This window comes from Variovorax sp. Soil_C_17, assembly GCF_057657265.1.
In genome coordinates, this window is record NZ_JBDGIT010000024.1 from 1 (window position 1) to 23,659 (window position 23,659).

23 protein-coding genes and 2 pseudogenes are annotated in these 23,659 nt (G+C 63.2%); 11 read left to right on the forward strand and 14 right to left on the reverse strand.

Going from position 1 to position 23,659, the window contains the following annotated elements:
* Both AC3A6Y_RS34250 and AC3A6Y_RS34255 read left to right on the forward strand, forming a co-directional pair.
* Window positions 1-1,798: sulfatase-like hydrolase/transferase (locus AC3A6Y_RS34250; protein ID WP_487872667.1), on the forward strand; the 1,798-nt coding region annotated here is incomplete at its 5' end.
* 137 nt (window positions 1,799-1,935) lie between these two features.
* The gene (locus AC3A6Y_RS34255) at window positions 1,936-2,622 is read left to right on the forward strand and encodes a DUF1028 domain-containing protein (RefSeq protein WP_487872668.1); all 687 of its coding nucleotides are present in this window, start codon (window positions 1,936-1,938) and stop codon (window positions 2,620-2,622) included.
* A gap of 75 nt (window positions 2,623-2,697) precedes the next feature.
* Here the strand turns inward: AC3A6Y_RS34255 and AC3A6Y_RS34260 are convergent.
* Window positions 2,698-3,390, reverse strand: a pseudogene (locus AC3A6Y_RS34260) (IS3 family transposase); the annotation flags it as partial.
* A gap of 240 nt (window positions 3,391-3,630) precedes the next feature.
* Between AC3A6Y_RS34260 and AC3A6Y_RS34265 the strand changes: the two are divergent.
* The 4 genes and pseudogenes from AC3A6Y_RS34265 (at window position 3,631) to AC3A6Y_RS34280 (ending at window position 5,395) form a co-directional block, all read left to right on the forward strand.
* Window positions 3,631-3,900, forward strand: coding sequence for a type II toxin-antitoxin system RelE/ParE family toxin (locus AC3A6Y_RS34265; RefSeq protein ID WP_487872669.1), 270 nt, complete (start codon window positions 3,631-3,633; stop codon window positions 3,898-3,900).
* Between the two features lie 80 nt (window positions 3,901-3,980).
* Window positions 3,981-4,292, forward strand: a complete 312-nt coding sequence (locus AC3A6Y_RS34270; protein WP_487872670.1) for a HigA family addiction module antitoxin — start codon at window positions 3,981-3,983, stop codon at window positions 4,290-4,292.
* A gap of 179 nt (window positions 4,293-4,471) precedes the next feature.
* Window positions 4,472-4,602 (forward strand): annotated as a pseudogene (locus AC3A6Y_RS34275) (transposase); the annotation flags it as partial.
* Between the two features lie 55 nt (window positions 4,603-4,657).
* Complete coding sequence (locus AC3A6Y_RS34280) at window positions 4,658-5,395, forward strand: IS6 family transposase (protein ID WP_487872671.1); 738 nt, start codon at window positions 4,658-4,660, stop codon at window positions 5,393-5,395.
* Between the two features lie 10 nt (window positions 5,396-5,405).
* On the opposite strand, the gene AC3A6Y_RS34285 is transcribed toward AC3A6Y_RS34280, so the two are convergent.
* The 8 genes from AC3A6Y_RS34285 to AC3A6Y_RS34320 all read right to left on the reverse strand — a co-directional run bounded on the left by AC3A6Y_RS34285 (window position 5,406) and on the right by AC3A6Y_RS34320 (window position 12,451).
* Window positions 5,406-5,744, reverse strand: coding sequence for a DUF202 domain-containing protein (locus AC3A6Y_RS34285; RefSeq protein WP_487872672.1), 339 nt, complete (start codon window positions 5,742-5,744; stop codon window positions 5,406-5,408).
* 15 nt (window positions 5,745-5,759) lie between these two features.
* Window positions 5,760-6,107, reverse strand: a complete 348-nt coding sequence (locus tag AC3A6Y_RS34290) for a YidH family protein (RefSeq protein WP_487872673.1) — start codon at window positions 6,105-6,107, stop codon at window positions 5,760-5,762.
* 111 nt (window positions 6,108-6,218) lie between these two features.
* Window positions 6,219-7,514, reverse strand: coding sequence for a porin (locus AC3A6Y_RS34295; protein WP_487872674.1), 1,296 nt, complete (start codon window positions 7,512-7,514; stop codon window positions 6,219-6,221).
* Window positions 7,515-7,691: 177 nt separating this feature from the next.
* The gene (locus tag AC3A6Y_RS34300; RefSeq protein ID WP_487872675.1) at window positions 7,692-8,546 is read right to left on the reverse strand and encodes an alpha/beta hydrolase; all 855 of its coding nucleotides are present in this window, start codon (window positions 8,544-8,546) and stop codon (window positions 7,692-7,694) included.
* Window positions 8,547-8,566: 20 nt separating this feature from the next.
* Entirely contained in the window at window positions 8,567-8,938 is a 372-nt protein-coding gene (locus AC3A6Y_RS34305) for a RidA family protein (RefSeq protein ID WP_487872676.1), read from the reverse strand.
* A gap of 14 nt (window positions 8,939-8,952) precedes the next feature.
* Window positions 8,953-9,831, reverse strand: coding sequence for a tryptophan 2,3-dioxygenase (gene kynA, locus AC3A6Y_RS34310; RefSeq protein WP_487872677.1), 879 nt, complete (start codon window positions 9,829-9,831; stop codon window positions 8,953-8,955).
* A complete protein-coding gene (locus AC3A6Y_RS34315) occupies window positions 9,828-11,072 on the reverse strand; it encodes an amino acid aminotransferase (protein WP_487872678.1) in 1,245 nt (414 codons plus the stop codon). Before AC3A6Y_RS34315 ends, kynA begins: the two co-directional genes overlap by 4 nt.
* Before the next feature lie 374 nt (window positions 11,073-11,446).
* Entirely contained in the window at window positions 11,447-12,451 is a 1,005-nt protein-coding gene (locus AC3A6Y_RS34320; RefSeq protein WP_487872679.1) for a LysR family transcriptional regulator, read from the reverse strand.
* 30 nt (window positions 12,452-12,481) lie between these two features.
* Between AC3A6Y_RS34320 and AC3A6Y_RS34325 the strand changes: the two genes are divergently transcribed.
* Complete coding sequence (locus AC3A6Y_RS34325; RefSeq protein ID WP_487872680.1) at window positions 12,482-12,997, forward strand: MarR family winged helix-turn-helix transcriptional regulator; 516 nt, start codon at window positions 12,482-12,484, stop codon at window positions 12,995-12,997.
* 6 nt (window positions 12,998-13,003) lie between these two features.
* Here the strand turns inward: AC3A6Y_RS34325 and AC3A6Y_RS34330 are convergent, their stop codons facing one another.
* The 4 genes from AC3A6Y_RS34330 to AC3A6Y_RS34345 all read right to left on the reverse strand — a co-directional run bounded on the left by AC3A6Y_RS34330 (window position 13,004) and on the right by AC3A6Y_RS34345 (window position 17,869).
* A complete protein-coding gene (locus AC3A6Y_RS34330; protein WP_487872681.1) occupies window positions 13,004-14,422 on the reverse strand; it encodes an FAD-binding oxidoreductase in 1,419 nt (472 codons plus the stop codon).
* A gap of 8 nt (window positions 14,423-14,430) precedes the next feature.
* Window positions 14,431-15,915 (reverse strand): sulfatase family protein, encoded by a 1,485-nt coding sequence (locus tag AC3A6Y_RS34335; RefSeq protein ID WP_487872682.1) that lies wholly within the window; start codon window positions 15,913-15,915, stop codon window positions 14,431-14,433.
* Window positions 15,912-16,880: a Bug family tripartite tricarboxylate transporter substrate binding protein gene (locus AC3A6Y_RS34340; protein WP_487872683.1), complete on the reverse strand. Its 969-nt coding sequence runs from the start codon at window positions 16,878-16,880 to the stop codon at window positions 15,912-15,914. Before AC3A6Y_RS34340 ends, AC3A6Y_RS34335 begins: the two co-directional genes overlap by 4 nt.
* Window positions 16,881-17,002: 122 nt before the next feature.
* The gene (locus AC3A6Y_RS34345) at window positions 17,003-17,869 is read right to left on the reverse strand and encodes a formylglycine-generating enzyme family protein (RefSeq protein ID WP_487872684.1); all 867 of its coding nucleotides are present in this window, start codon (window positions 17,867-17,869) and stop codon (window positions 17,003-17,005) included.
* A gap of 84 nt (window positions 17,870-17,953) precedes the next feature.
* Here AC3A6Y_RS34345 and AC3A6Y_RS34350 point away from each other — a divergent pair, with 84 nt between their 5' ends.
* Window positions 17,954-19,360 (forward strand): sulfatase-like hydrolase/transferase, encoded by a 1,407-nt coding sequence (locus AC3A6Y_RS34350; RefSeq protein WP_487872685.1) that lies wholly within the window; start codon window positions 17,954-17,956, stop codon window positions 19,358-19,360.
* Window positions 19,361-19,478: 118 nt separating this feature from the next.
* Here AC3A6Y_RS34350 and AC3A6Y_RS34355 read toward each other — a convergent pair whose 3' ends face one another.
* A complete protein-coding gene (locus AC3A6Y_RS34355) occupies window positions 19,479-20,462 on the reverse strand; it encodes a Bug family tripartite tricarboxylate transporter substrate binding protein (protein ID WP_487872686.1) in 984 nt (327 codons plus the stop codon).
* 893 nt (window positions 20,463-21,355) lie between these two features.
* On the opposite strand from AC3A6Y_RS34355, the gene AC3A6Y_RS34360 reads away from it, so the two are divergent.
* The 3 genes from AC3A6Y_RS34360 to AC3A6Y_RS34370 are packed head-to-tail and all read left to right on the forward strand — an operon-like array spanning window position 21,356 to window position 23,149.
* Window positions 21,356-22,126 (forward strand): Mu transposase C-terminal domain-containing protein, encoded by a 771-nt coding sequence (locus tag AC3A6Y_RS34360; RefSeq protein WP_487872687.1) that lies wholly within the window; start codon window positions 21,356-21,358, stop codon window positions 22,124-22,126.
* A gap of 37 nt (window positions 22,127-22,163) precedes the next feature.
* A complete protein-coding gene (locus AC3A6Y_RS34365) occupies window positions 22,164-22,580 on the forward strand; it encodes a TniB family NTP-binding protein (RefSeq protein ID WP_487872688.1) in 417 nt (138 codons plus the stop codon).
* Complete coding sequence (locus AC3A6Y_RS34370) at window positions 22,574-23,149, forward strand: TniB family NTP-binding protein (RefSeq protein ID WP_487872689.1); 576 nt, start codon at window positions 22,574-22,576, stop codon at window positions 23,147-23,149. Before AC3A6Y_RS34365 ends, AC3A6Y_RS34370 begins: the two co-directional genes overlap by 7 nt.
* The last annotated feature ends 510 nt before the right edge of the window (window positions 23,150-23,659 follow it).

Below are 23,659 nucleotides of genomic sequence, written 5' to 3' on the forward strand. Positions count from 1 at the left end.
GCAGGGGCCCTTCGATCGCTGGCCCACGGGAATGGGCTTCGAGTACTTCTACGGCTTTCTTGGCTTCGACACGAACATGTGGACGCCGGACCTGGTAGAGAACACCAGCTTCGTGCCAGGCGGCCAGGACACCCCGCTCCAGCACTTCGACGAGCGCATGGCGGATCGCGCCATCGATTGGTTTGCCCAACAGAAGGTGCTGACGCCCGAGAAGCCCTTCTTTGCCTACATCGCCAGCGGCACGGCGCACTCTCCCCATCACGCCCCAAGGCCCTGGCTCGAGAAGTACCGGGGCACCTTCGACAAGGGATGGGACGAAGTGCGAAGCCAGACGTTCCGGACGCAGAAACAGCTCGGCGTGATTCCGGCCGATGCCGTACTGACCGAGCGTCCCGAGAACCTTCAGTCCTGGGCGTCCTTGGGCCAAGACCAGCGCACGTTGGCGAGCCGGCTGATGGAGGCCTATGCTGCCGCACTTGATCACTTCGATCATCAGGTCCAACGGATCGTCGAGTTCCTCAAGGTGTCCGGACAGTTCGACAACACGCTCATCCTGTTCATCCAAGGCGACAACGGGGGGAGCGCGGAGGGTGGCTTCAACGGCCTGCTCTTCGAGCAGTCCTGGGCCAATGGCTTCGAAGAGAAGCTGCAAGACCAGCTTTGCCTGCTCGATCAGATCGGCGGTCCGGATGCCTACAACCATTTCCCGGCGGCATGGGGGTGGGCAATCAACACCCCGTTCAAGTACTACAAGCAGGTCGCATCCCATTTTGGAGGCACTCGCAACGGACTGGTCGTCTCCTGGCCTGACGGTTTCAAGGCCCGCGACGGGAGGCGCAGCCAGTTCCACCACGTGGCCGACATCATGCCCACCGTGCTCGAGGCCGCCGGCGTCAAGGCACCAGCGCAGATCGACGGCGTGAGGCAGGACTCGATCGACGGGGTCAGCATGCTTTATGCCTTCCACGACGAATCGGCTCCGTCAGGGCGCAACTCACAGGTGTTTGAGTCGATGCAGAACTTCTCGATCTACAGAGACGGCTGGCTGGCCTGCTCCACGCCCGTCAACGATCCGTGGGAGCACTTCGCATCGCGCTCGACGACGGATGCCCACGAGCGAAACTGGGAGCTGTACCACGTGGCTCGTGACTACAGTCAGGCCGTCGATCTTGCTCAGGCGCAGCCGCAACGACTTCGCAGCCTGCAAGATGAGTTCTGGAAGCAGGCTGAATGGAACAGGATTCTTCCGATTCACGCTCCCTCGGCGGGTGGGGAAGGGCGCCCGAGTCTGGGCGCCGGAAGAACCGAGTTCGTCTTTCGGCGCCGCGTCGGCAATATCCACGCGGACGCGGCACCGCACACAATCGGGCGATCGTTTCGCATCACGTGCGAGCTTGTGATGAGCTCCAACGGGCGAGGGGTCATCGCCTGTCAGGGGAGCTCCACCTGCGGCTACTCGTTCTACATCCATGATGGACGACCGGTCTTCTACTACAACGCGATCCGACCGCACGTGGCAAGAATCGAAGGCCACGATCGGCTGAGTCCGGGACGGCACGCGATCTCGGCGGAGGTGCGGCTGGACGAGCGTGCGCCGGGTTCTGGCGCCTCGATGCTGCTGGATGTGGACGGACATCGGGTTGCACAGGGGCGCATCGAGCGCACCCTTCGTACCCTTCTCAATCAGAACGGGTTCAATGTCGGGCAGGACACGGTCTCTGCGATCTCTCCGGACTACACCATCGAAGACAGCGCGTTGGTGGGGGAGTTTTCTCACGTGACGTTCCAACTTCTCTGAGCCAAGCGGCCATGCCTGCCTCGCAGAGTGCGTCACGCGCAGACCGGATTCACTGCGACAGCGCCTCATCCTCGGCGAGCCGACCTGCTGGATCGCGACTGGCGACTGGAGCACATCAGTAGAAAGGAAGTAGCTCAATGACATTCGCAATTGTTGCGCGTGATTCCCAGACCGGCCAGTTCGGCGTAGCCAAGACGACGCGTACCATCGCCGCTGGCGGCCTGGACCTGTACCGGCATGTGCCAAAGCTTGGCCTGTGCCTTGGAATCAGCACTGTCGGGCGCTGCCACAAAGTCGGGGCCGTGATGATCGCCAACGCCATGAGCGCCGAGGGGGCCATGAAGGCCATGATCGGCTCTGACGAGTTTGCGTCGAACCGGCAGCTCGCGGCGATCGACAGTGAAGGGCGTGTTGCCGCGTTCACCGGCGATGACTGCCTGGCCTATGCGGGCCACTACGTCGGCGACAACTTTGTTGTTCTCGGAAACGTGCTGAGCAGCCCCGCGACCGTCGAGGGCATGAAGAAGGGCTTTTGCGACAGCGAGGGACAGCCTTTTGCGCGCCGCTTGATAGCGAGTCTTGAGGGCGGCCGGGATGCGGGCGGTCAGCATGGCGGCCAGCAGTCGTCCGACATCGCAGTCTTCGGCGATCGCGAAACGCCGCTGCTGGACTTGCGCATCGACCTCAACGAGGAACCGGTGGCCGAGCTGCTGCGCCTCTACGAGATCTTTGCCCCTCGCATCCCCTACTACGAGCTGCATCGCAACTCGCCGCGTGGCCTTCCGCGCATCGATGACTGGCTCAAGCAGCAAGCCGCCAACTGAAGAACCGCGCTGCACTACTTCGGGTCCCTGCCCTCACCCAGTGAGGGCCGGTTCAGCCAGACGTGCTCGTCATCGGGGCGCGGCCGCGGTGAAGCGGCGCTGCACCAGATCGGGCGCCACCGGCAACTGATGCTTGCTGTCGGTGGTCACGACGAACTTCTTCCTGTCCTTGGCACGGATACCGTGGCGCTGCATCAACAGTCGCACCCGCTCCTTGCCCACCCGCAGACCTCGGGCGAGCAACTCCTTGTGCATGCGCGGCCAACCATGTTCGCCACGAAGCGGCTCGTGAATGGCCCGGATGTGCGCCAGCAAGGCCTCGTCGCTGTGGCAGCGGCCGGGTCCGCGCGGTCTGCGTCCAGATGCATCCCAGCTGAAATACCCACTGGAGCTGACCTCCAGGACCTCGCACATCAGCGTGATCGGCCAGCGCCCCTTCATCGACCGGATCCAGGCGTACTTTGCAGCACATCCTGCGCAAAGTACGCCGCGGCCTTTTTTGCGATGTCGCGCTCCATCTTTAGCCGCGCCACCTCCGCTCGCAGCCGGGCGATCTCCGCCTGCACGGCGTCACCACCGGCGTCGCTTCCCATCGGCCGACATGCCCAGTTGACCTTTGGCGTCCGCCCTAACCCAGTTCGTAAGGCTAGCCTTAGGCATGCCCAATGGCTTGGCCACCACCGATGCCGCATGTCCAGACTTGACCTGCCTGATCGCCTCTTGCTTGAACTCCAGGGTATATCTCCCTCGGCTGCGTCCTTCGTTCATCTCTTTGCGCCTGTCCCGGCATTCTCCCGGGAGCTGGACTTTGAACTCCGAAATTCGAGGGCAACCTCAGCGCTCCTGTACACCGTTAGCAGCGCGTGTCACTGCCGCGCGCGCCGTTGGCGCAAGGCACCTGTAAATGGCCGGCGGTGCGTAGCCGAGCGGATAACCTCATTCCGCGTGCCCCGCATGCTGGCACTCTATAACCATTGACGTTTAACGTTAGACGTTATAGACTCTAGCGTGGCAATCCACTCCTTTTCTGACGCAGACACCGAGGAACTCTTCCGCAAGGGGAAGAACAAGAGGTTTGCAGCCATCGTGAGAGTGGCCACCCGAAAGCTGACGCAGCTCGACGCGTCTGTCACGAACGACGACTTGGGCTCGCCGCCGGGCAATGACCTGAAGTTCTACGATGGCTTCTGGCACATCAGGATCAATGACCAGTGGCGGCTAGCTTGGCAGTGGACCGGCGACGGGCCCGAGAACGTGAAGATTTACGACCCACACTAGCGCAGGCCGGGCGGCGCCAAACGCCCGGCGACTTACCTTCGCAAGATGCGAATCGCCCTTTGGGCAGAAAGGCAAGAGCCATGTTTAAGAACGGAATGCGCCCGGTTCACCCCGGCGAGACGCTCCGGGAAGACTTTCTGGAGCCCCTCAAGATGAGCGCCAGCGCGCTCGCAAGGGAACTGCACGTCGCTGCACCGACCGTGAACGACATCGTGCGCGAAAAGCGCGGCGTTTCCCCTCTGATGGCCCTGCGCCTGTCCCGCTACTTCGGCGGCTCGGCGCAATGGTGGCTCAACATGCAGAGCGTCTACGACCTCAAGATGGCCGAGAAGGCGGCTGCGAAGCAGATCGAGAAAGAGGTGCGTCCGCGCGAGCATGCAATCTCCGCCTGAGCTCTCTGTCCACAGAGCGCGCTTTTCTCCCTTGCGTCCACAAAGTCGACCAATCTGCTTCCGCGGTGCCCTCGATTCGTGTCAGGTCGCAAGAGCAAATGCGGCATTGCTAGGGCGACATTCGCGTATTGGCGCTAACCGGGCTCATCAAGCATCCTGCTAACCTTGCTGCTCTTCGCGACGAGATGGATCGGGTGGTGCCCTGGGGCGCACTGGTGCAGATCGTCGAGCCGCATGCGCCTCGGGCAAAGACCGGGCGCCCACCGTTTGCGATCGAGACGATCTGCGCATTCACTATCTTCATGTATGGACCCGACGCCTTTTGCAAGGGCATTGTCACGTTGGCGATGGCATAAGCTTGCCTGATGCAAAGAACGAAGTCGCTGTATCACGGTCATCGGTTTCCTGTGGTGGTGATCAGCCAGGCGGTGCGCTGGTATTTTCGATTTCAGCTGAGCCTGCGCGACATCGAGGAGCTTCTGTTTGAGCGCGGTGTGGTCGTCAGCTACGAGACGATTCGGCGCTGGTGCGACAAGTTCGGCGCGAGCTTCGCGCGTCGCGCCAAGGGCGTGCGCCGCAACCCGGGATCGACCTGGCATCTGGACGAAATGTTCGTGACGCTGCGTGGGGAGCCCTATCTGCTGTGGCGCGCCGTCGATCAGCACGGGGCTGAACTGGACGTCCTGGTGCAAAAGCGGCGCGACAAGCTCGCAGCGAAACGCTTCTTCAATCGCGTGCTGGCCGCCTGCCCGGAGGTCCCGCGCAAGATCGTCACCGACCGACTGCGCAGCTATCCGGCCGCGAAGGCCGAGATTCCAGAGCTCGCGAACGCGCGGCACGTGTTCGTGAAGGCCAAGGCCCGCGTGAACAACCGTGCCGAGAACAGCCATCAACCCACTCGTGAGCGCGAGCGGCGCATGCGCGGCTTTCGTCGGCCTGAGCGCACGCAGTCCTTTCTCTCGAGCTTCGGCCCCATCCGTCAGCACTTCGCCCTCAAGCGCCACCTGCTCCGCTCATCGCTCTATCGCAAACAACTGGCCGCACGCTGCGAAGCATGGCGCCTATTCACTGGCAGCGCCCAAAATCCGTCCGTCGCGTTCTGAGCAGCAATTCTCAATACCGGTTTTGCGCTTCGCATCCGCCAACGTGACAACGCCCTGCCAAGCATAAGACCAATGCGACAACGGCCGCGACCAACAGAGCAACGGGCGCAGGCGCCGATAGCGAAGCGCATCGAAGTAACTGTCTCTTGCGACGCGCTGCGTAGATCGTCATCGCCGCGGCCGCGAACAGCAGCGCTACACCGAGCGCGGCGGTGAACGCCGCTTTGTGTTGCTGGCCAGCGCGCAGGATCAGCAATGCATTGACGAGGATGGCGAGACCGGTCCGATTCCATGCCAGCACAGTGCGTTCAGCTTGCAGCCCGACATCGCGGGGTGGATTGACTCGCATTGGGTTATCCGGCCATCACCAGCACCGCGCCGAGCGCGCTGCGGCGATGCATAGGACGCCTGCCGCCAGCGGAATGCCGCGTGTCGTTGGCAACGGGCGCCCATGCCGCATGGCGATCTCATTCGCGCGCCAACGCGTGTATGCAAGGGCGCAAAGCAGAGTCGCCAACACCGTCAATCCAACCGCGATCCCGACGATGACCGAGCGCGGCGACAACCGTGTGGCGAACTGCACAAGCAGCACGCCGCTGGCGAGGAGCGACAGGGCCGTGCGAAGCCAGGCGAGGAAAGCGCGCTCGTTGGCCAACGAGAAGCGGTAGTCCGGTTCGTTGCCTTCGGGGCGCCAGCTTGGCTGCCACATCATTGTTCTTCGATCGGCGCTGCCGTCACCGCCGCAAGTCTCGCCGCGAACCGACAGCCGCGCCGACCTTCATTCCTCCTGCGCTGAAGCCGTTGCTCGGCCAAGTCTGCCCAATCAGAACGCGTGACGAATGCCGAAATCGTAGCCAGTGGCGGAACGCGGAGCGTAGCCCACCGTCCCGGCGCCGGTCGAAAGGTACCCCGAGGCACCGCCAATCGTCGCCCCCATGATGGCCGGATTGTTCTGGCCGTCCTTGATACGGATGCGGGCCACCGTCGCGTACAGCGCGGTGCGCTTGCTCAGGTTGTGAACATAGCCGACGGCGATCTTGTTGGCCGAGGCGTCGCGGTCGGTCACGAACGGCGTCGGCGTCAAGGCGCCCAGGTCGTTCTTGTACTTGATCCGCGAGTAGGACGCGCGGATCAGGCCAGGGCCGACCGGTACCGTGACGCCGACCAGACCGCCGGTGTACTTGTCCTTGTCGGTCGCGGTCAGCAGCGCCAGGCCGCCCAGGAATGGAGTGGTCGTTTTCCGATCGTCCGTCACGCGTGAGACTTCACCGAAAAGCTTGGCGACGCCGAAGTCCCAGGAGATCCCCAGGTTCGCGGTCTTGATCTTGTTGTCGGCGTTCACGCCGGTCGGCAGGCCAGCGGCGGTCAGGCCGGTGACGTCGGCCGCCGTGCTCTCGCCATAAGCAGCAGCAACGTCGAGCGGACCCTTGGCGTAGCCTAGGCGAGCCCCGATATAGCGGCCACGCTTGCTCGGGCTGCCGACCAGGTTGCTCTGCTTGACATTCTCATGTATGGCGTACATCGCTTGGCCATAGACGCCGCCCAGATTCGGCGGCAGGAAGTAGCCGATGCTGTTGCTGGTACGAGAGTAGTTGTCTGACGCCACAACCGCACCGGGACCACGCACAGTGTGCAGGTTCGTTTCGACGGAGTGCAACAGGTTTGCTCCAACGCCATTTGTGCCGAAAGGGTCGAACACGTTGTTGTTCCAGAACGTCGGCACGTAGTCGCGGCCAAGGCGGACTTCACCCAAGCCACCGAGCAGGCTGAGGGTTGAGCGACGGTTGAAGTTGTTGATCGCCTTGCTGCCGTCGTCATTTGCGATGCTGGTCTCGAGCCAGAAACCGGCGGCCAAGCCGCCACCCAGGTCCTCCGTGCCACGGAATCCGATTCGGCTGGCGTTGTAGCCTGAAGGGCTAAGGGCGGTCTGGCTGCGCTTGACGCTCGGCAGTGCCGCCAAGGGCGATACCGGTAGGACGCCAGTGTTGTTGTAGAACGCGCTCTTCGTGGTGTAGTGGCTGATGCTCGAATCGACGACGCCGTACAGCGTCACCGACGATTGCGCCGAGGCGGCGCCGGCAGCGAGCACAGCAGCCAACGGGATCAGGGAATTCTTCATAGCGTGGTTCAGAAGGGTTAAGCGGCGGCCCGGCGTAAGAAGGCGCCGCCTGTCATTCATCGATGGAGCACTCTACTTACGAAGGGAGATGAGGCGAAATCAAATTAATGAGGCTGGTGATGTCAAACTCGTATCACGCTCTCGCTGAGGCGCCGCGCGCTCCAATGAGACGCGTGCTCAGGCGTTGATCGCACCGTGCAATGCCCTGCAAAGTCGCGATTGGGGATCCAGGAATCCGTCCAGTACCGAGAAATGATGCGCGCCGTGCAGCGTGCAGGTCTGAGCGCGTGTTCCGGTCCCCGCCAGCGCGGTCGCGAGGTCAAGAGATTGCCTCGCAAACTCTGCCGACTCCTGCTCGCCCCACGCGAGTAGGACCGGCGCGGCGACTCGCTTGACAAGCCGGACCGGCGAGTTCCGCGCAATGACGCCCTCGTCGATCTGCAACGCCGGCTGCAGGTAGCTGTAGCGAAGCGGCGCCAGGTCGTGCAGTCCGCTGATGCAAAGCGCGGCGCGAACAACGTCTTCCGGTAGGTCGTAGGTCTCTACCCAAGGGGTGAGCAGCGACATCGCAGTGAGATGGCCGCCGGCGGAGTGGCCGCTCAATGTGATGCGGCTCGGATCTCCGCCATAGCGTTCGATGTTCCGGTAGACCCAGGCGACCGCCGACCGCGCCTGCCGAACGATCTCGTCGATCGAGACCCAGGGGCAAAGCGCGTAGTCGACGACGACGGTCGTGAATCCAGCCCGCCGCGGTCCGCTCGCGACGAAGCTGAACTCGCTTTTCGAGAGCGATCGCCAGTAGCCGCCGTGGAAGAAGACATGCACCGGCGCACTGGAGACCTCGGCGGGGAAGATGTCCAGTGTTTCGGCGCGCGTCTGGCCGTAGGCGACGTTCAAGTGGCACGGCAACTCCTCGCGCGCGGCCTGCGAGCTCATCTCCCACCGCTTCAAGAAGTCCTCGTAGTCGCGAACCGACGCACCGGCGTTGTATTGCGCGTCGATCTCCGCCTGGTCCGTGAAGTGTCTATACATCGTAGGCATTGCGACGCAGCTCATAGGACGGCGTACGCGACGATCTCGATCCTCATGCCGGGTGCCGCGAGCGCCGACACAGCGACGCTCGATCGGTTCGGATAAGGCGCTGCAAAGTACGCACGGTACACGTCATCGATCGCCTTCATGTCACCGATATCGGTCATGTAGATCAGCACCTGCGCAACGTCCTCCAACCTTCCGCCGGCGCATTGCATGGCACGGCTCAGGTTGTCGAACGTGAGCCGCGCCTGCTCTTGGATCGGGCCCGTGTCGATCGAACCGTCAGGTCTTACTGGGCCGTGCGCGGTAAACACCATCCTGTTGCTACTGACAGCCCACGAAAACGGCTGCTCCAAGGCGGGAAGGCCGCAATCAATCACTTCCTTCATGGTTCGATCGCTCCTCAAAGTTCGGTCCGCAGCGACCACAGCTCGGGGAAGAGCACAACGTCGAGCATCTGGCGGAGATAGCTCACGCCACCCGTGCCGCCGGTGCCGCGCTTGAAGCCGATGATGCGCTCGACAGTCGTGACGTGGCGGAAGCGCCAGAGCCGGAAGCTGTCCTCGATGTCGACGAGCTTCTCGGCGAGTTGGTATAGCAACCAGTATCGTTGCGGATCGCGGTAGACCTTGAGCCAAGCCTCCCGCACGATCGCGTTCTCGCAGTATGGTTGCGTCCAGTCACGCTGAAGTGACTCGTGCGGCACAGTTAAGCCTTCGGCCGCCATTCGCTGGATCGCGAGGTCATAGAGCGACGGCGACTTGTACGCTTCCAGCACCAGTTGCAGGCGATCGGGCCGGTGCTCATGCGGCTTCAGCATCGCGGCGTTCTTGTTCCCGAAATTGAACTCGATGCAACGGTATTGGAAGCTTTGGAATCCGCTCGACGGGCCGAGGTACGGACGGACCTGGCTGTACTCCGGAGGCGTCATGGTCGCGAGAACATCCCACGCGTTGACCAACTGCTCCATGATGCGGGTGACCCGCGCCAAGACCTTGAACGCCTGCAGCATGTGATCAGCCGCGACTGCCACCTTGGCGGCGCGCAACTCGTGCAGCATCAGCTTCATCCATAGTTCGCTGGCCTGATGCTGCACGATGAAAAGCATTTCGTCGTGCGCGGGCGACAGCGGATGCTGGGCGTGCAAGATCTCGTCGATATGCAGATAGTCACCGTAGCTCATCGAGCCACTGAAATCTAGCTGGGCGCCTTCATTCCGAACGATCTGCTCAGTCGAAGTCCGACCCTCGTCGGCCCCTTCAGGATGGTATGGACAGGTCATCGCACACCTCCATCTCGACGGTCGAGCGGCGACAGCACGTCCGCCATAGCCTCGCTTACCTTTTCAATGCTTTGCTCGGTCAATCCAGGGATGCATATGCGCCCGCTCGCGACGAGGTACACAGCGTGCTCGTCTCGCAGGCGTTGTACCTGTTGCGCATCGAGGCCGGTGTAGCTGAATATCCCGCGCTGATTGACGAGATACCCGAAGTCGTGTCGAGAGCCGCACCGTTGCGAGAGGGCGCGATGCAGCCGCTCGCGCATCCCTCGTATGCGCTCGCGCATCGCAGTGAGTTCCCCAGACCACAGCTCACGCAGCTCCTTCGACTGCAGTATCGCGCCGACCACCGCCGCCCCGTGCGCTGGCGGCGTGGAGTAGTTGCCTCGTATGGTCAGCTTCAGCTGGCCCAGCACGAGTTGGGCCGCTGCGGCGTCCTTGCAGACGACGCTCAGGCCGCCGGCGCGCTCGCCATACAAGGAAAAGTTCTTCGAGAACGAATTCGCGACCAGAAACTCGAGGTTTGTGTCAGCCAGCGCGCGGATGGCGAAGGTATCCTCGTCTAGGCCGTCCCCGAAGCCCTGGTATGCCATGTCGATGAACGGAATGAGGCCGCGATCGACGAAGAGATCGGTCAATTGGCGCCACTGCTCGCGGTCCAAGTCGATGCCTGTCGGGTTGTGGCAGCTCGCATGAAGCAGCACGACGCTGCGCGGCGGCAACACGCGTAGCGCCGACAGCATCGCCTCGAAGGCCACGCCTGCGGTGCCAGGTTCGTAGTAGGGATAAGTTCCCACCGAGTAGCCGGCGCCTTCGAACAACGCGAAGTGGTTGTCCCAGGTGGGATCAGGAACGTAAACGCGCTGACAGCCGAGCCGGGCACGCAGCAAGTCCGCACCGACTCGCAGCGCCCCGGAGCCGCCCAGCGACTGCACCGTGACGATGCGGCCGGATGATACGGCCGGGTGCGCGGCGCCGAAGACGATGTGCTGCACCGCCTCGCGATACCCCGGCGAGCCTTCCATGGGCAGGTAGGGGGACGGTCCGCCACGCCTGAAGAGGAACTCCTCGGCTTTGCGAACGGCCTGGAGCACCGGCAGGCGGCCATGCTCGTCGAAGTAGAGCCCGATACTGAGGCTCACCTTGCCTGGGCGATCGTCATTCGAGAACGCGTCCACCAGTGCGAGGATCGGATCTCCCTGATAGGGCGGAGAGTTCGAAAACAGGGAAGAAGAGACAGTCATGTGCTAGAGCTTCAATTACTTCGCGAACAGCTCCGTGGCGGCCGCGGCAAGGGACCCGAGAGCGGTTTTTCGCGTCCGGTGCAAGAACTGTAGTTAGCGAGTGATGAGGCGAAAAATCAAAACTTTGGCCATTGCGATCCGAAATTCGCATCGCAGGCCGATCGCCGAACGGCAAGGTTGGCCCAAGCAGGGCGCACGGTCACCCAGCGATGCGCAGCAAACTGCCGTCGGTGACGTCCATAACCTACCTACGAGGACGGCACTGCTCGGAACCTACGCCCGCATCGGCAACAGTGGACAGGGCCTGTGTCTCGTCAGCGGCGGCATGACGTCCTCGCCGGCGGCAATGCCAAAGGCGTGGAACTTGGGCGAGGTCAGGCTCCGTCCGACCGGGGCGCGATCGGGCGCAGCTCTGGCCCGCGAGCGTCCGCTTCGGTGAACTCGCGCGACGCGATGCGCAAGGATTCCATCAGCCGCAGCACGTGCGACGCCTGTTCTTCACCGCGGCGCGTGAGGATACCGATTGGACCCGTCAGGTCGGGCAGCGTTTCGAGCAGGATCTGGAGCCGGCCCCTGTCGTGATGTTCGCGGGCCAGCGACCGCGGCATGACCGCGAAACGCCCCGCTTGCTCGATCAGTGCGACATTGATGGGTATCGACACCGACTCGATCACGTCATGCGGCAATCGGCCGCACTGGCTTAGGAAGTGCAAATCCAGACTCGCACGAAGGGCTGTGGCGGGCAGCGGGAGAATCCAGGGCTGATCGATAAAGCCTGCGAGGCTGATGTCCTGCTCGACCACTTTGTGAGAAGTACCGCAGACGACCGAGAAATGCTCCGTGAACAGCACTTCGAACGCGATGTTCGTGGTGCTGGCAGCGGGGGCCCTGCCGACGGCCAGATTGATGTTGCCGTCACGCAGGCCAGCGACCAAAAACTCGTTCGCGCCGTCGACGATCTCGATGTCCATGCGAGGAGTCCCGCGTTTGACCTTTGACACCGCGCGTGCGACAAGCTGTGGGGAGGCGCCGGGTGAGACGCCCAGCCGCACGCTTCCCGCATTCCCGCTCCTAAGGGCGGCCGCCTCGTGGTAGACGTGATCGATCCCGGCCAGGACCATGGAGGCGTGCCGTATTAACAGCCGCCCCATGTCAGTGGGGGCCATGCCCCGGCTCGTGCGCTCGAACAGTTGCACGCCGATCAGCTCCTCGAGCTCCTGCAGCAGGCGCGTCGCGGCCGGCTGGCTCATGCCGCAACGCTCGGCAGCCTTGTGCAGGCTTCCGGAGGCACTCAGGCTGGCGAGCAGCGTCAGTTGCCTCAGCTTGAGGCGATTCCGCAGCTCGGCGGGCGACGAGATCATGGTCGGATTGTCGCCCATGGTCGAGGGTCCGTCGCGGACAATGGCGAGATGAACAAGCAACAGCCTGCCAAAGGTGTCTTCGACCTCGCGACTTTCATGCCCTACAAGCTCTCTGTACTGTCCCGCCTGACGCAAAGCCTGCTCGCTTCCGAACTGGTGGAGGCCGGAGTGACCGTGGCTCAGTGGCGCGTGTATCTGTGCCTCGCAAAACAGGGTCCCATGCACCTGAACGGAATCGCTGAGTTCACGATGCTCCCCCAGTCGTCCTTGAGCCGGTCGGTCGCCCAGATGGCCGACCGCGGATTGGTGCGCAACGTACGCAACGAAGACGACCGCCGGCTGGCGCGCATCGACCTGACGAAGCAGGGAAGGACTCGATTCGAACAGGTCACGGTTGCGATCCAGAACGCGTGCGAGGAAGCCTTCGGCATGGATTCATCCGAGGAGACTCGCTTCCTTGAAACCGTCGATGAACTCATCACGCGCCTCGCGAGCCGGCTGGGAGAACCGGTGACGGCCCCCCTCGCCGAGCCCATCTCCGCGCCGAAGCGGGCCTCGCGCTGACTTTCGTCAATCAACGGTTCTGAAGACCTTTCCCGGATTCATGAGGCCTTGCGGGTCCAGCGCGGCTTTGACCGTGCGCATCAAGTCGAGTTGTTGCGGGGATTCGAGGCCGTGAAAACTCTCGAGCTTGTGACTACCAATGCCATGCTCGGCGCTGATGGAGCCACCGAAGTCTCGCACCATCAAGTAAGCCGCATCGCTGGCCTCGGCCTGCGCACGCGCGAAGTCAGCCGGCGTGACCTCTGCAGGCGCCACGAAGTTGAGGTGCAGGTTGCCGTCGCCCACATGCCCGAACAGCACCGACGACAGGTTTGGCCAGCGGGCGGCGAGGAGGGCATCCATTTCTCCGATGAATTCGGGAATCCGAGCAATGGGAAGGGAAACGTCGTGAGCGGAGAACTGCGGATACTTCCGCAGCATGGCCTCGGGAATCGATTCGCGCAACGCCCAAAGCGAGTCGGCCTGCTGCTCGTTGCTCGCGAAGACCGCATCGACGACGGTCCCGCCCTCGCTGGCTTCGGCGAGGCACGAAAGAACCGCCTCCCCGAAGTCCTCCCCAGATTGCGGAGATGTGAGCTCGATCAGTACGCCGTAGTCTGCAGCGCCTTGGATCGGCGACGGGCGATTCGAGTGCGCGCAAGCGAGTCGCAGCGCGGCGCCGGTCATGAACTCGAACCCGGTCAACCCGGCATCGAAGCTGTCGCGTATTCGGACGAACAGGTCAAGAATCGCCCGGGCATCCTGAACGCCGGCAAACGCAACCACTCTTTGCCTGGGCCTCGGGAAAAGGCGCAACGTGGCGGCCGTGACGATGCCCAGCGTGCCTTCCGTGCCGATGAACAGGTGCTTCAGATCGAAGCCGGCGTTGTCCTTGCGCAAAGTCCGCAACCGCGACCAGATGCTGCCGTCCGGCAGCACAGCCTCCAGGCCGAGGACGAGTTCGCGCATGTTGCCGTAGCGCACGACGGCAGTGCCGCCCGCATTGGATGCGATGCAGCCACCGATCTGGCACGATCCCTCCGCGCCCAGGCTCAGCGGGAACAGCCGGCCGTTCTCGGCTGCCGCCTGCTGTACGTTCTGCAGGATTGCACCGGCTTCGACCGTGATCGTGTTGGAGATGCCGTCCACCGCGCGGATCCTGTTCAGCCGCTCCAGCGACAGCACGATCTGTCGCCGAGCGCCGGTTGGCGTCGCGCCGCCGGCCAGTCCTGTGTGCCCGCCTTGTGGAACCACTGCAAGCCCGTGCTGCATCGACCAGGCCATGCAGCGTGAAACGGCATCGACGGAAGACGGGCGTACGATCGCCTCTGCATGGCCGGAGATGGTGCGGGTCCAATCCAGCAGGTAGCGTTCGCGGTCGGCTGATCCGTCGACGACAGCGTCGGCGCCCAGGAGCTCGGTAAGGGATGATTCGACGTCGTTCATGATCGGGCTCAGGCCCCGAGAGTGGCTTTGGGCGGCGGCGTCGCGCCGCGCACGCCCATGCCGGCCGCGACATCCCGCCCTCCAAGGCTGTCGATGAATGCAGCCTGGTCTTGCTTGGCCTGCAGATCGACCGCTTCCGGATCGCAGATCGAACGCAACTCGCGTTCCATCTCGGCGAGGACGCCCTGGTGCTCAGGCGAGCTTGCCAGGTTGTTCAGTTCATCGGGGTCGGTTTCGAGGTCGAACAGCTCGGGTGCGAAGCGCACGTAGTAGTGGTATTTCCAGCGACCCTTGCGGACCATGAAACCGGCGGTGTTGCTGCCGGTCGCGTGGTATTCGCTGAAGATCACCCGCTGCTCGGCGTTCGTCTGTTCGTCGAGGCGCAAGATGGACCAACCCGGGCGCTTTGCCATCTCGTTCTTCCATCTCAGGCCGGCTGCGTCCAAGATCGTGGGGTACATGTCGACGAGGTCGACGGGGATCCCGCAGCTCACGCCTGCCGGCAGGCGAGGCCCGGCCGCGATCATCGGCACCTTCACCGTCTCCTGGTAGAGCGTCGACTTGCCCCAAAGCCCGCGGGCACCGACGTTGTCGCCGTGATCCGACGTATAGACCACGTGCGTGGATCCCGACAGCCCCGTTGCGTCTAGCGCCGCGATGATCTTCCCCACGTTGTCGTCCAGGAAGCTGCAAAGGGCGTAGTAGGCGAGGAACGCATTCCTGCGCTCTTGCGCGCTACGGAACCGTTCCTCGTTGGGAATGCATTGCGCGTATGTTTCCACCCAAGGATGGCGCATGGCGCCGCTAGCAGGGTGGAGCTTCGGCTCCGGCACCTCGACATCCTTGTAAAGGTCGAAGAACTCCTGGGGCGCGGTGAGCGGGAAATGCGGCGCGACCAGGCCGATGTACAGCACGAAGGGCCGGTCGTCGGCTGCCGCGTGTTCCAGCCAGCCGACGGCCGTCTGCGTCACGGCGCGGTCGAATTCGGTGTAGGGCGATTCCCCGGGCCCGATGTTCTCGCCGAGCATCCGCTTGCCTTCTCCGATCGGCAGGATCGGATCGCGGATGGAGCCCCACACCATGCCGTGGCCGCCAACGACATGCATCGGCAAGTGCTCCTTATCAAATCCGACGGGATCCGTTTCGTTGCGATAGTGGAGCTTGCCGATGCTTTCGACGCGGTGGCCGTGACGCTGCAGGACGTGGCCCCAGCTCTGCGGTGTGCCGGAGTAGGGCGTGGCGTTGTCCCAATGCCGCGTCTGGTGCACGCGCATGCCGGTCGCGAACGCGGCGCGAGCGGGCACGCAGATCGGGCTGGGGGTGTAGGCGTCGGTATAGATCGCGCCCCTTCGGGCGAGCGCGTCAAGATGCGGCGTCTTGACGAAGGGATGTCCGGCGCAACCCATGTACATGGGGCTGTGTTCGTCCGACATGATGACGACTACATTTCTGCGGGTCACTGGGTTCTCCATTTCTCTTTGCGCTTCGCTCATTCGATGCCCTTGAATCCCGTCTCACGTACCGCGACCTGCCACCTGGCTGAGTCGGCGGCCAGTTGCCGGGCAAGCGCCGCCCGGTCCAAACGGGCAGACGCTTGAAACCCGAGCCTTTCCATGACGGCGAGCGTCTGCGGCGACTGCGCGGCTGCCGCGACGGCAGCGGCCAGGGTGTCAAAGGCGGCTGCCGGAATCGATTTTTTAGCCACGACACACATGTATTCGGATACCGTCAGGTCGGGGAAGCCTGCGGACTTGAACGTGGGTACGTCTGCCAGGGCGGTTAGGCGCTCCTCCGAACTCACGGCGAGGATGCGGAGCTTTCCGTTGCTGTGCATCGGCAGCAGGTTGGGCAGCGCAGTCAGCGCTGCTCCGACGCTTCCGCCGATCACGTCGTTCAGCGCCGCCGCTCCTCCCTTGTACGGGACGCTCGTCAGCGGGACCTTGGCGCGCTTGGCCAACAGTTCGCCGAGCAACTGCATGACGGAGCCGGCACCAGGCGTGCCGTAGGTGGCGTACTTGGGGTCGCGTCTCGCCAACTCCAGATATTCGGCCAAGCTCTTGGGGCCGGATGCCGCCACGGCCAAACCGAACTGCACATTGGCGGGTGCGCCAATGACGGTGAGGTCCTCGAGGCTGTAGCGCAGGTTGGCGTAGATGTGCGGGAACAGCGTGAGGTTGGTGGACGGGGTCATCAGGAGCGTGTTGCCATCCGCCGCCGCCGACATGAGCGCCTCGGTGCCGATCCGGCCACTGGCGCCGGGTCGGTTGTCGACGATGACGTTGAACCCGGAGCCGCGCATGCCATCGGCCAGGGCTCGTGCGATGACGTCTGCGGTCCCGCCCGCGGCAAAACCGACGATCATCTTCACCGGCGGGCGCAGCGTCGCCCAGGACGGTGTTATCGCTGCCAGTCCGGCAGCGGGGAGGAGGGCGCCGAAATGGCGGCGAGACATGCGCATGAAAAAAGTCCTTCTCGGTTCGCGGAGTGCTGAAACTGTAGGCAACACAAGATTTGGAGGGAAATCACTTTTCGCATCGACGCGATCCGGTTAGCGGATCGCAGGCTTGCCGCCGCCCGGGGTCAGGCGCTGCGCGCGCAGCGGAAGCCGATGTGGCTCGTGGTCTCCCCGGCGGCTTGGGCGTGGCGAGCGGCGGGGCGGTAGCGCTGGCAGTAGTTTGCTGCGCACAGGTGTGATCCGCCCTTGAGCACCTTCTGTTCATCGATACCGGCTCGCGTCTCGGCGCAGCACGTGCGTGCGGGCGCCGCGCCCGACGACGGAAGCGACCATGCGTCGGCTGTCCACTCCCATACGTTGCCGATCATGTCGTGCAGCCCCCATCCGTTCGCAGCAAAGGAGCGGACCGGGGACGTCCTTTCCCAGCCGTCCTTCAGGGTGTTCTCGGACGGAAAGTCGCCTTGCCAATAGTTGGCAAGCACCAATCCGTCGGGCTCGAGATGATTGCCCCACGCAAAGTCGGCACCGTGCAGCCCGCCGCGCGCAGCGAACTCCCATTCCGCTTCACTGGGAAGCCGCTTGCCGCACCACGCAGCATAGGCTACCGCATCGGCGAACGCGACGTGGACGACCGGATGGTCTTCCAGGCCCACGAGGTCGCTGCCCGCGCCGAGCGGCGCATGCCAGCAGGCGCCGGCGCGGAATTCCCACCATTGGCGGGGGTCGGCGAGATCCACCTCGCCGGCAGGCCGCACGAAGACGGCAGACCCGGCGCTGGGCATGCCCTCCTGCATGTGCTCTGCCAGCGTGCGGTAACCGGTGTGCACCACGAAGCGGGCGAAGTCGGCATTCGTGACGGGTGTCTCATCGATCCAGTACGGCGCCACCGAAGCGGCCCGCACCGGACGCTCCTCGGGATAGAAGCGTTCCGAGCCCATCGAAAACTGCCCGCCTTCGAGCCAGGCCATACGTCCAGCGATCACGTGGTTCATATTAAATCCACTTGCATATGCACATGCATACGATATCATGACGTGCAGCATCTTCAACGACCGACCCTTACGGACCTGGACATCATGGCTAACTCGCCGACGAACCGCCGCCCCAATATCGTCGTCATCCTCGCCGATGACATGGGATACGGTGATATCACCTCCTACGGCAACACGCTCGTGGAGACGAGGAACATCGACAGCATCGGGCGCGACGGCGTCCGCTTCACGGCGGGCTACAGTTCCGCGCCCCTTTGCAGCCCATCGCGTGCCGGCCTAGTGACTGGGCGTTATCAGCAGCGGTTCGGCTTCGAGCAGCAGGTTTCCTCGGGCGCGTATCCGGAACAGCGCGAGGTCCGCCTCGAGGACGGGAGCCTGGCTCCCCTGCAAGGCGAGGCTGAATTCCTCCGTCGCGGAATCCCCGTCGGCGAAAAGAACATCGGCGAGGTCTTCAAGGCGGAGGGATACACGACAGCCGTGTTCGGCAAGTGGCATCTCGGCCATGGCCCCGAGTTCCTTCCGCACAACCGTGGCTTCGACGAGTCCGTAGTCTTCTACGGAAACACGAGCCTTCAGTCCATCCGCCCGGACGATCCGGAGCTCGTGAGCATGAAGGTCGATTACCACGACGAAGCCAAGGACACCGCCTGGACGCGTGAAGGGCTGAATGGTGTTCGCCGCAATGGTGAACTCATCGACGTGGACCAGTACCTGATGTTCTTCTTCCGCGACGAGCTCCTGAAGTTCATCGAACGGCACAAGAACGATCCGTTCATGATCTACTTCCCCGTCAACTCGCCGGTGCCTCCCCTGCAGGTGCCCAAGCGGATCTTCGATGAGCTGAAGGACCGCATCCCCAATATCGCGAAGCGCGCCTACAACTCCTTTGTGTTGGCGCTGGACGAGGTCGTCGGTTCGGTACTCGACGGGCTGCGCAGCCACGGGCTGGAGGACAACACGCTTGTCGTCTTCGTCAGCGACAACGGCAGCGCTCTGAGCCGGCCGGGCAACAACGGGCCTTACGCGGGCGGAAAGTACAGCACGTACGAAGGCGGGATCCGCATGCCGTTCATGATGAAGTGGCCCGGCCACATCGGTGCCGGACAAGTCTATGAGCGCCCCGTGAGCACGCTGGACATCCTGCCTACCGCGGCGGCTGCGGCACAGGTGCCGACGACGGGTACGCAGCCGCTGGATGGCGTGAATCTGCTGCCATGGCTGCAGGGTGACAAGCAAGATGCGCCGCATGAGGCGTTGTTCTGGAAGCTTGCGGCCTATTCAGCGGTGCGGCTGGGTGACTGGAAGCTGTATCTCGAACCGAAGAACGGCGTCGCACAACTGTTCAACCTGGAGTCGGATCCCGGCGAAAAGGTTGACATGAAGACACTGCGTCCCGAGGTGTTTCAGCAACTGCTCGATCGCTACATGGAGTGGGACAAATCCCTGCCGCCGCGCGCGTGGACGAACATTTCTCCTGTCTTCAAGAAATAGGCCGGTGCTGCGGCGGAAACGACCTGATGCACGCGGGCGAACGTGTGCGTGCGCTTGCGCTCACCGAGCCGGCGCGAGCTCTGCCGCTCGTGAGTGAGCCATTCGGTGGCGTCCGCCGTTACTCGATCGTGATGCGCGCGTCGTGAATGACACGGTTCCAATGGGCGGCCTCTGCGCCCAGACCTGACCTGAAAGCACTAGGCGTGAGCTTCGATGGCTCCAGACCTCGCGCTGTGAGCGCTCCCCTTACCTCCGGTTTCGCGAGGAGCTTCGTGATCGACGCCGTGAGCAGGTTTACGACGTCGTCCGGTGTACCTGCTCTGGCAAAGATCGCGTTCCAGGCGCGTACTTTCACGGTGGGGTAGCCCACCTCCGCACCCGTGGGCGTATCGGGAAGCAGCGGATTGCGTTGCCCGTCGGGAACAAACAAGGCCTTCAGGCGGCCGGACCGAATGTGAGGGAGTGAGGACGAGACTCCATCCAGCATGAGATCTGCGTTGCCACCGATGACGTCCGTCAGCGCCGGGCCAACGCCTCGATACGGCACGTGCACGATCGGTGAGCTGGATGCAAGCCGCAGCATTTCTGCGCCCAAGTGCGACAGCGTGCCGGCACCTGGCGAGGCGACGGTCAGGGGCTTCCCCGTCTGCTTGGCGCCGTCAATCAGCGTCTTGAGGTTGGATTGCGTGCCACAAACAAACACGAGCGGGGATTCAACTGGGGGCGAGAGGGGAATGAAGTCCCGAGCGGCATCGAAGTTGGCGTTCTTATAGAGAGAGGGTGCGGTCACCAGATAGCTGGCGCCGAGCAACAGCGTGTAGCCGTCCGCGGGAGCGACCAGCACCTTGCGAGTGGCCACCAAGCCACCCGCGCCCGTGACGTTGTCCACGAGCACGGCTTGTTTGAGCGCTGCACGCAGGGGCTCGCCGATGGTACGGGCGGTGATGTCGCTCGGGCCGCCTGCCACAAACGGACAAATGATGGTGAGGGCCCGATCGGGATAGGCTGCCGCGCGCACAGAGCCCGGCAGTGCGACAGCGGCCAACGCCGTACCTAGCAGGCGGCGCCGCAGCATTTGCGGAGGGCAGCTATCTCTCGTCATCGCATGTTCCTCGTGAGCTTTGCCTGAATACTGCAGATCAGTCTCCACTGATACGTTGGCATCCGATCGAGTCTAGGCAAGAGCTCCGAGTCTTGGCAAGGCCACGGCGATGCGCATTCAGGATCGCTTGATCCAGGTACCGCATCACCGGCGCGATAGGTGCTTCGGATGCGTTGCCTCACGAGGGGAACGTTCATGAGTATGGGGGCGCGGCGGCTTGGACGACGCAGCAAATCAGTGCGCGGCTGCTGCACGGGTGTTGCAGCCGCTGCGCCAATAGAAGAAGTACGTCAAGGTGGCACAACGGTGGCACAACGCGGGATCAAGCAGTTCGGGCAGATTGTCCTGTGTCGTGCCAGGCAAGTGGTGGGTATCGAGGTACTGAGCGCAAGTGCCCTGGGCCGCCACTCAGGGCGACTGCTCAGCCTAGAAAGCACGCCCCAGAGTTCGCCGCTGCGTCAGCTTGATGCCACGTCACAGTGGCACGGATGGCAAAGGTGTGCATGGGCATGCGAGCCACGAAGGCTGTAGCACTCGGCGAAGTGCAGATGTTCCTAGCGCAGATATCAAGAGCTCTCACCCCCACCCTAGACGGTATGTCGGGGTTTGAGCCGGCAAGCGTTCATGGCCGCGAAACTGCTAGGAGACGAAGCCGTTGTACGCGTTCGAGAGGTTCCTCGTTCGCGAGCCCGTCTGTTGTTTGGGAGCGACGCGCTTTGCCAAAGTTTCCGCATCTCTCGTCGAGGTTGGTCGAAAATTTCCACAACTTTAGTAACCCAACGGGTGTTGCCCAAGCGGCTCCCGGTTGTTGCAAATGGCCGTGTTTGGCTCAAAGATCACGCCAATGTGTAATCTCTCCTATGAGTGAACGCGTCTGATGGCATGTCGAGCGAATGAACCGAACATTGATGGACCGGTTGCGTGGCCTGCCAGGTGCTACTGTTTCAATCGAGGCAAGGCGGACGAAGAGGGTGCGTCCGCCCGAGCAAACGGCGCAGCTGACGCTGCGCGAGTTCGAGCAATGGCTCGCACTCGAGATCGCGCAGCGGTATCACAACAGCGAGCATCGGGGATTGATGGGCGCGACGCCCGCGAGCGCATGGCAAGCTCTGGCCGCCGCGCATACTCTTCGGGCACTACCTAGCGATCCGTCCAAACAGCTTCGCTTTCTCATCCAGTTCCTGCCGATGGCGACGCGCACCATCCAGCAGGACGGTTTGACGATCTTCTATCTACGCTACTGGCATCCGATCTTTGCGGCTTGGCGCGAGACACGCAACAAGGTGAGCGTGCGCTACCACCCCGAGGATCTGTCCCGACTATTCGTCAGTGCCGTCGGCAAGTCTTATGTCGAAGCTCGGTTCGCCGATCTGAGGCGACCGCGCATTTCCCTCTGGGAGCAATGCCTGGCGCGCAAAGCGTTGAGAGCGTCTGGCTCTCCCGACATCAGCGAAGCGCTGATCTTCAAGACGATCGAGCGGCAGCGCCGTATCGTGGCGAGCGCCTCGTCTCAGACCAGGCAGATGAGAACAGCCGGAGCATCTTCCCGTCGCTCTCAGCTTCGCGATACGCCCTGGCCCGAAACCGCCCGAGGGTCACCTGAGCCCAAGTCGGAGGTCGATTACAGCCAAGTGCCGGAGGAATCGCATGTCGAAGTCTGGTAAAAGCAGTGCTGTCCACCTCGCGCCTGGCGTACGGGAGATGCTGGCCTTGGACGATGAGGCACGCGTCCAGTCGATGCAGCGTGATCGCTGGATCGACTACGCTCGCGCCAGCGCGGTGCTCGATCGCCTGGGCCGACTCCTGGCCACGCCGGAGCGCGACCGGATGCCGTGCCTGCTTTTGCACGACGAGTCGAACATCGGCAAGACGCAGATCGTACGCAAGTTCATCCGTGGCCATCCGCCGAGCTTTGACGATCGGCGCGGCGTTGAGAAGCGTCAGGTCATCAGCATGCAGATGCCGCCGCTTCCGGACCAGCACCGCTTCTACAGCGCGCTTCTCTTCGAGATCGGCGCGGCCCACAACCCAAAAGCTGGCGTGTCCGTTCTGAAGGGCTTGACCCGTGCTCTGTTGCGCGCTATGAGGCCGCGCATGCTGGTCGTCGACCTATGTTGAGCTCAACATGCGTCGACGAGGTCCACCACCTGCTGGCCGGCGGCTATCGGGAACAGCGCGCGTCGCTGAACCTGCTCAAATTCCTCGCCAACGATCTGAAGATCAGCGTCGTCGTGGTCGGGACAACCGATGCGCCGCTGGCCTTGGCATCCGACGCGCAGATGCGCAGCCGGTTCACCCCCTTCGAAATTCCTCGCTGGCGCGAGAGCGAGGAGCTGCGCAGCCTGCTGGGTGGCTTCGAGCAGGTGTTGCCACTGAAAAAGCCCTCCGGGTTGGCTCAACGCACCATTGTGCAGTTCGTCCTGGCAGCCAGCACGGGCTCACGGGCGAGATCTCTCGCTTGCTCAATGGTGCCGCGGCGCTGGCAATTCAGGACGGTTCCGAGCGAATCACCGTGGCGCATCCTGAGCATGTCGCGGCAAGCCCGGGATAGCCGGCGACCGTTGCCCGTCGCGCCTCGACCGTTCCCGCCGGAGGCCCTCGGCCCATGGATCGGGCGCATGGCCTCGTGCTATCGCATTTGGTACCAGAGTTCGACCGACAAATGGGACTTGGCCTGGGGGGCCTGACAGGTGCAGCAGGGTGGTTGCTATTGCCAGCGCAGTCCGTGGAAACGATCGAGAACCTGGCCGATCTTGCCCGCCTGGAACCGGCGGCGCTGCGAGTCATCGAGATCCGGAGGCATGGGCTCATCGAAGGGAGCACTATCTGTACTGTTCCCGGTGTGTCTTCCTGAATCCCGAAGATGTCGGTGCCCCGTATTGGAAGCGTTGTTGGCTCGACCCTGCTCTGGCGCAGTGCGAGGTACATGCCACACCGCTGCGGGCGATCCCGCGCGCGAGGGTCCGAAAATGCCTGAACCTGGCTCAGCTCTTGTTCCAGGTCGGTAGGTACGAACGCGAGTCACAGCAGGAATCTTACGACTCGATCCTGCGCTAGCAGAATTGTTGGCTCGCTAGCGCGATAAACGATCCTGGCTAGCCGAATAAGCGCTCCTCAACAACTGGTTCTGAACTTCCCGCCGGGTGGTCCCACCGACGTCGTGAGCCGCTATCTCGCGCAGAAGCTCTCCCCCTTGC

What these genes read in the sequence shown, in the direction of transcription:
- AC3A6Y_RS34255 (WP_487872668.1), top strand. Translation starts at nt 1,936, where the DNA reads ATGACATTCGCAATTGTTGCGCGTGATTCCCAGACCGGCCAGTTCGGC.
- AC3A6Y_RS34270 (WP_487872670.1), top strand. Translation starts at nt 3,981, where the DNA reads ATGTTTAAGAACGGAATGCGCCCGGTTCACCCCGGCGAGACGCTCCGG.
- AC3A6Y_RS34280 (WP_487872671.1), top strand. Translation starts at nt 4,658, where the DNA reads ATGCAAAGAACGAAGTCGCTGTATCACGGTCATCGGTTTCCTGTGGTG.
- AC3A6Y_RS34285 (WP_487872672.1), bottom strand. Translation starts at nt 5,744, where the DNA reads ATGCGAGTCAATCCACCCCGCGATGTCGGGCTGCAAGCTGAACGCACT.
- AC3A6Y_RS34290 (WP_487872673.1), bottom strand. Translation starts at nt 6,107, where the DNA reads ATGATGTGGCAGCCAAGCTGGCGCCCCGAAGGCAACGAACCGGACTAC.
- AC3A6Y_RS34295 (WP_487872674.1), bottom strand. Translation starts at nt 7,514, where the DNA reads ATGAAGAATTCCCTGATCCCGTTGGCTGCTGTGCTCGCTGCCGGCGCC.
- AC3A6Y_RS34300 (WP_487872675.1), bottom strand. Translation starts at nt 8,546, where the DNA reads ATGTATAGACACTTCACGGACCAGGCGGAGATCGACGCGCAATACAAC.
- AC3A6Y_RS34305 (WP_487872676.1), bottom strand. Translation starts at nt 8,938, where the DNA reads ATGAAGGAAGTGATTGATTGCGGCCTTCCCGCCTTGGAGCAGCCGTTT.
- kynA (WP_487872677.1), bottom strand. Translation starts at nt 9,831, where the DNA reads ATGACCTGTCCATACCATCCTGAAGGGGCCGACGAGGGTCGGACTTCG.
- AC3A6Y_RS34315 (WP_487872678.1), bottom strand. Translation starts at nt 11,072, where the DNA reads ATGACTGTCTCTTCTTCCCTGTTTTCGAACTCTCCGCCCTATCAGGGA.
- AC3A6Y_RS34320 (WP_487872679.1), bottom strand. Translation starts at nt 12,451, where the DNA reads ATGGGCGACAATCCGACCATGATCTCGTCGCCCGCCGAGCTGCGGAAT.
- AC3A6Y_RS34325 (WP_487872680.1), top strand. Translation starts at nt 12,482, where the DNA reads ATGAACAAGCAACAGCCTGCCAAAGGTGTCTTCGACCTCGCGACTTTC.
- AC3A6Y_RS34330 (WP_487872681.1), bottom strand. Translation starts at nt 14,422, where the DNA reads ATGAACGACGTCGAATCATCCCTTACCGAGCTCCTGGGCGCCGACGCT.
- AC3A6Y_RS34335 (WP_487872682.1), bottom strand. Translation starts at nt 15,915, where the DNA reads ATGAGCGAAGCGCAAAGAGAAATGGAGAACCCAGTGACCCGCAGAAAT.
- AC3A6Y_RS34340 (WP_487872683.1), bottom strand. Translation starts at nt 16,880, where the DNA reads ATGCGCATGTCTCGCCGCCATTTCGGCGCCCTCCTCCCCGCTGCCGGA.
- AC3A6Y_RS34345 (WP_487872684.1), bottom strand. Translation starts at nt 17,869, where the DNA reads ATGAACCACGTGATCGCTGGACGTATGGCCTGGCTCGAAGGCGGGCAG.
- AC3A6Y_RS34350 (WP_487872685.1), top strand. Translation starts at nt 17,954, where the DNA reads ATGGCTAACTCGCCGACGAACCGCCGCCCCAATATCGTCGTCATCCTC.
- AC3A6Y_RS34355 (WP_487872686.1), bottom strand. Translation starts at nt 20,462, where the DNA reads ATGACGAGAGATAGCTGCCCTCCGCAAATGCTGCGGCGCCGCCTGCTA.
- AC3A6Y_RS34360 (WP_487872687.1), top strand. Translation starts at nt 21,356, where the DNA reads ATGAACCGAACATTGATGGACCGGTTGCGTGGCCTGCCAGGTGCTACT.
- AC3A6Y_RS34365 (WP_487872688.1), top strand. Translation starts at nt 22,164, where the DNA reads ATGCTGGCCTTGGACGATGAGGCACGCGTCCAGTCGATGCAGCGTGAT.
- AC3A6Y_RS34370 (WP_487872689.1), top strand. Translation starts at nt 22,574, where the DNA reads ATGTTGAGCTCAACATGCGTCGACGAGGTCCACCACCTGCTGGCCGGC.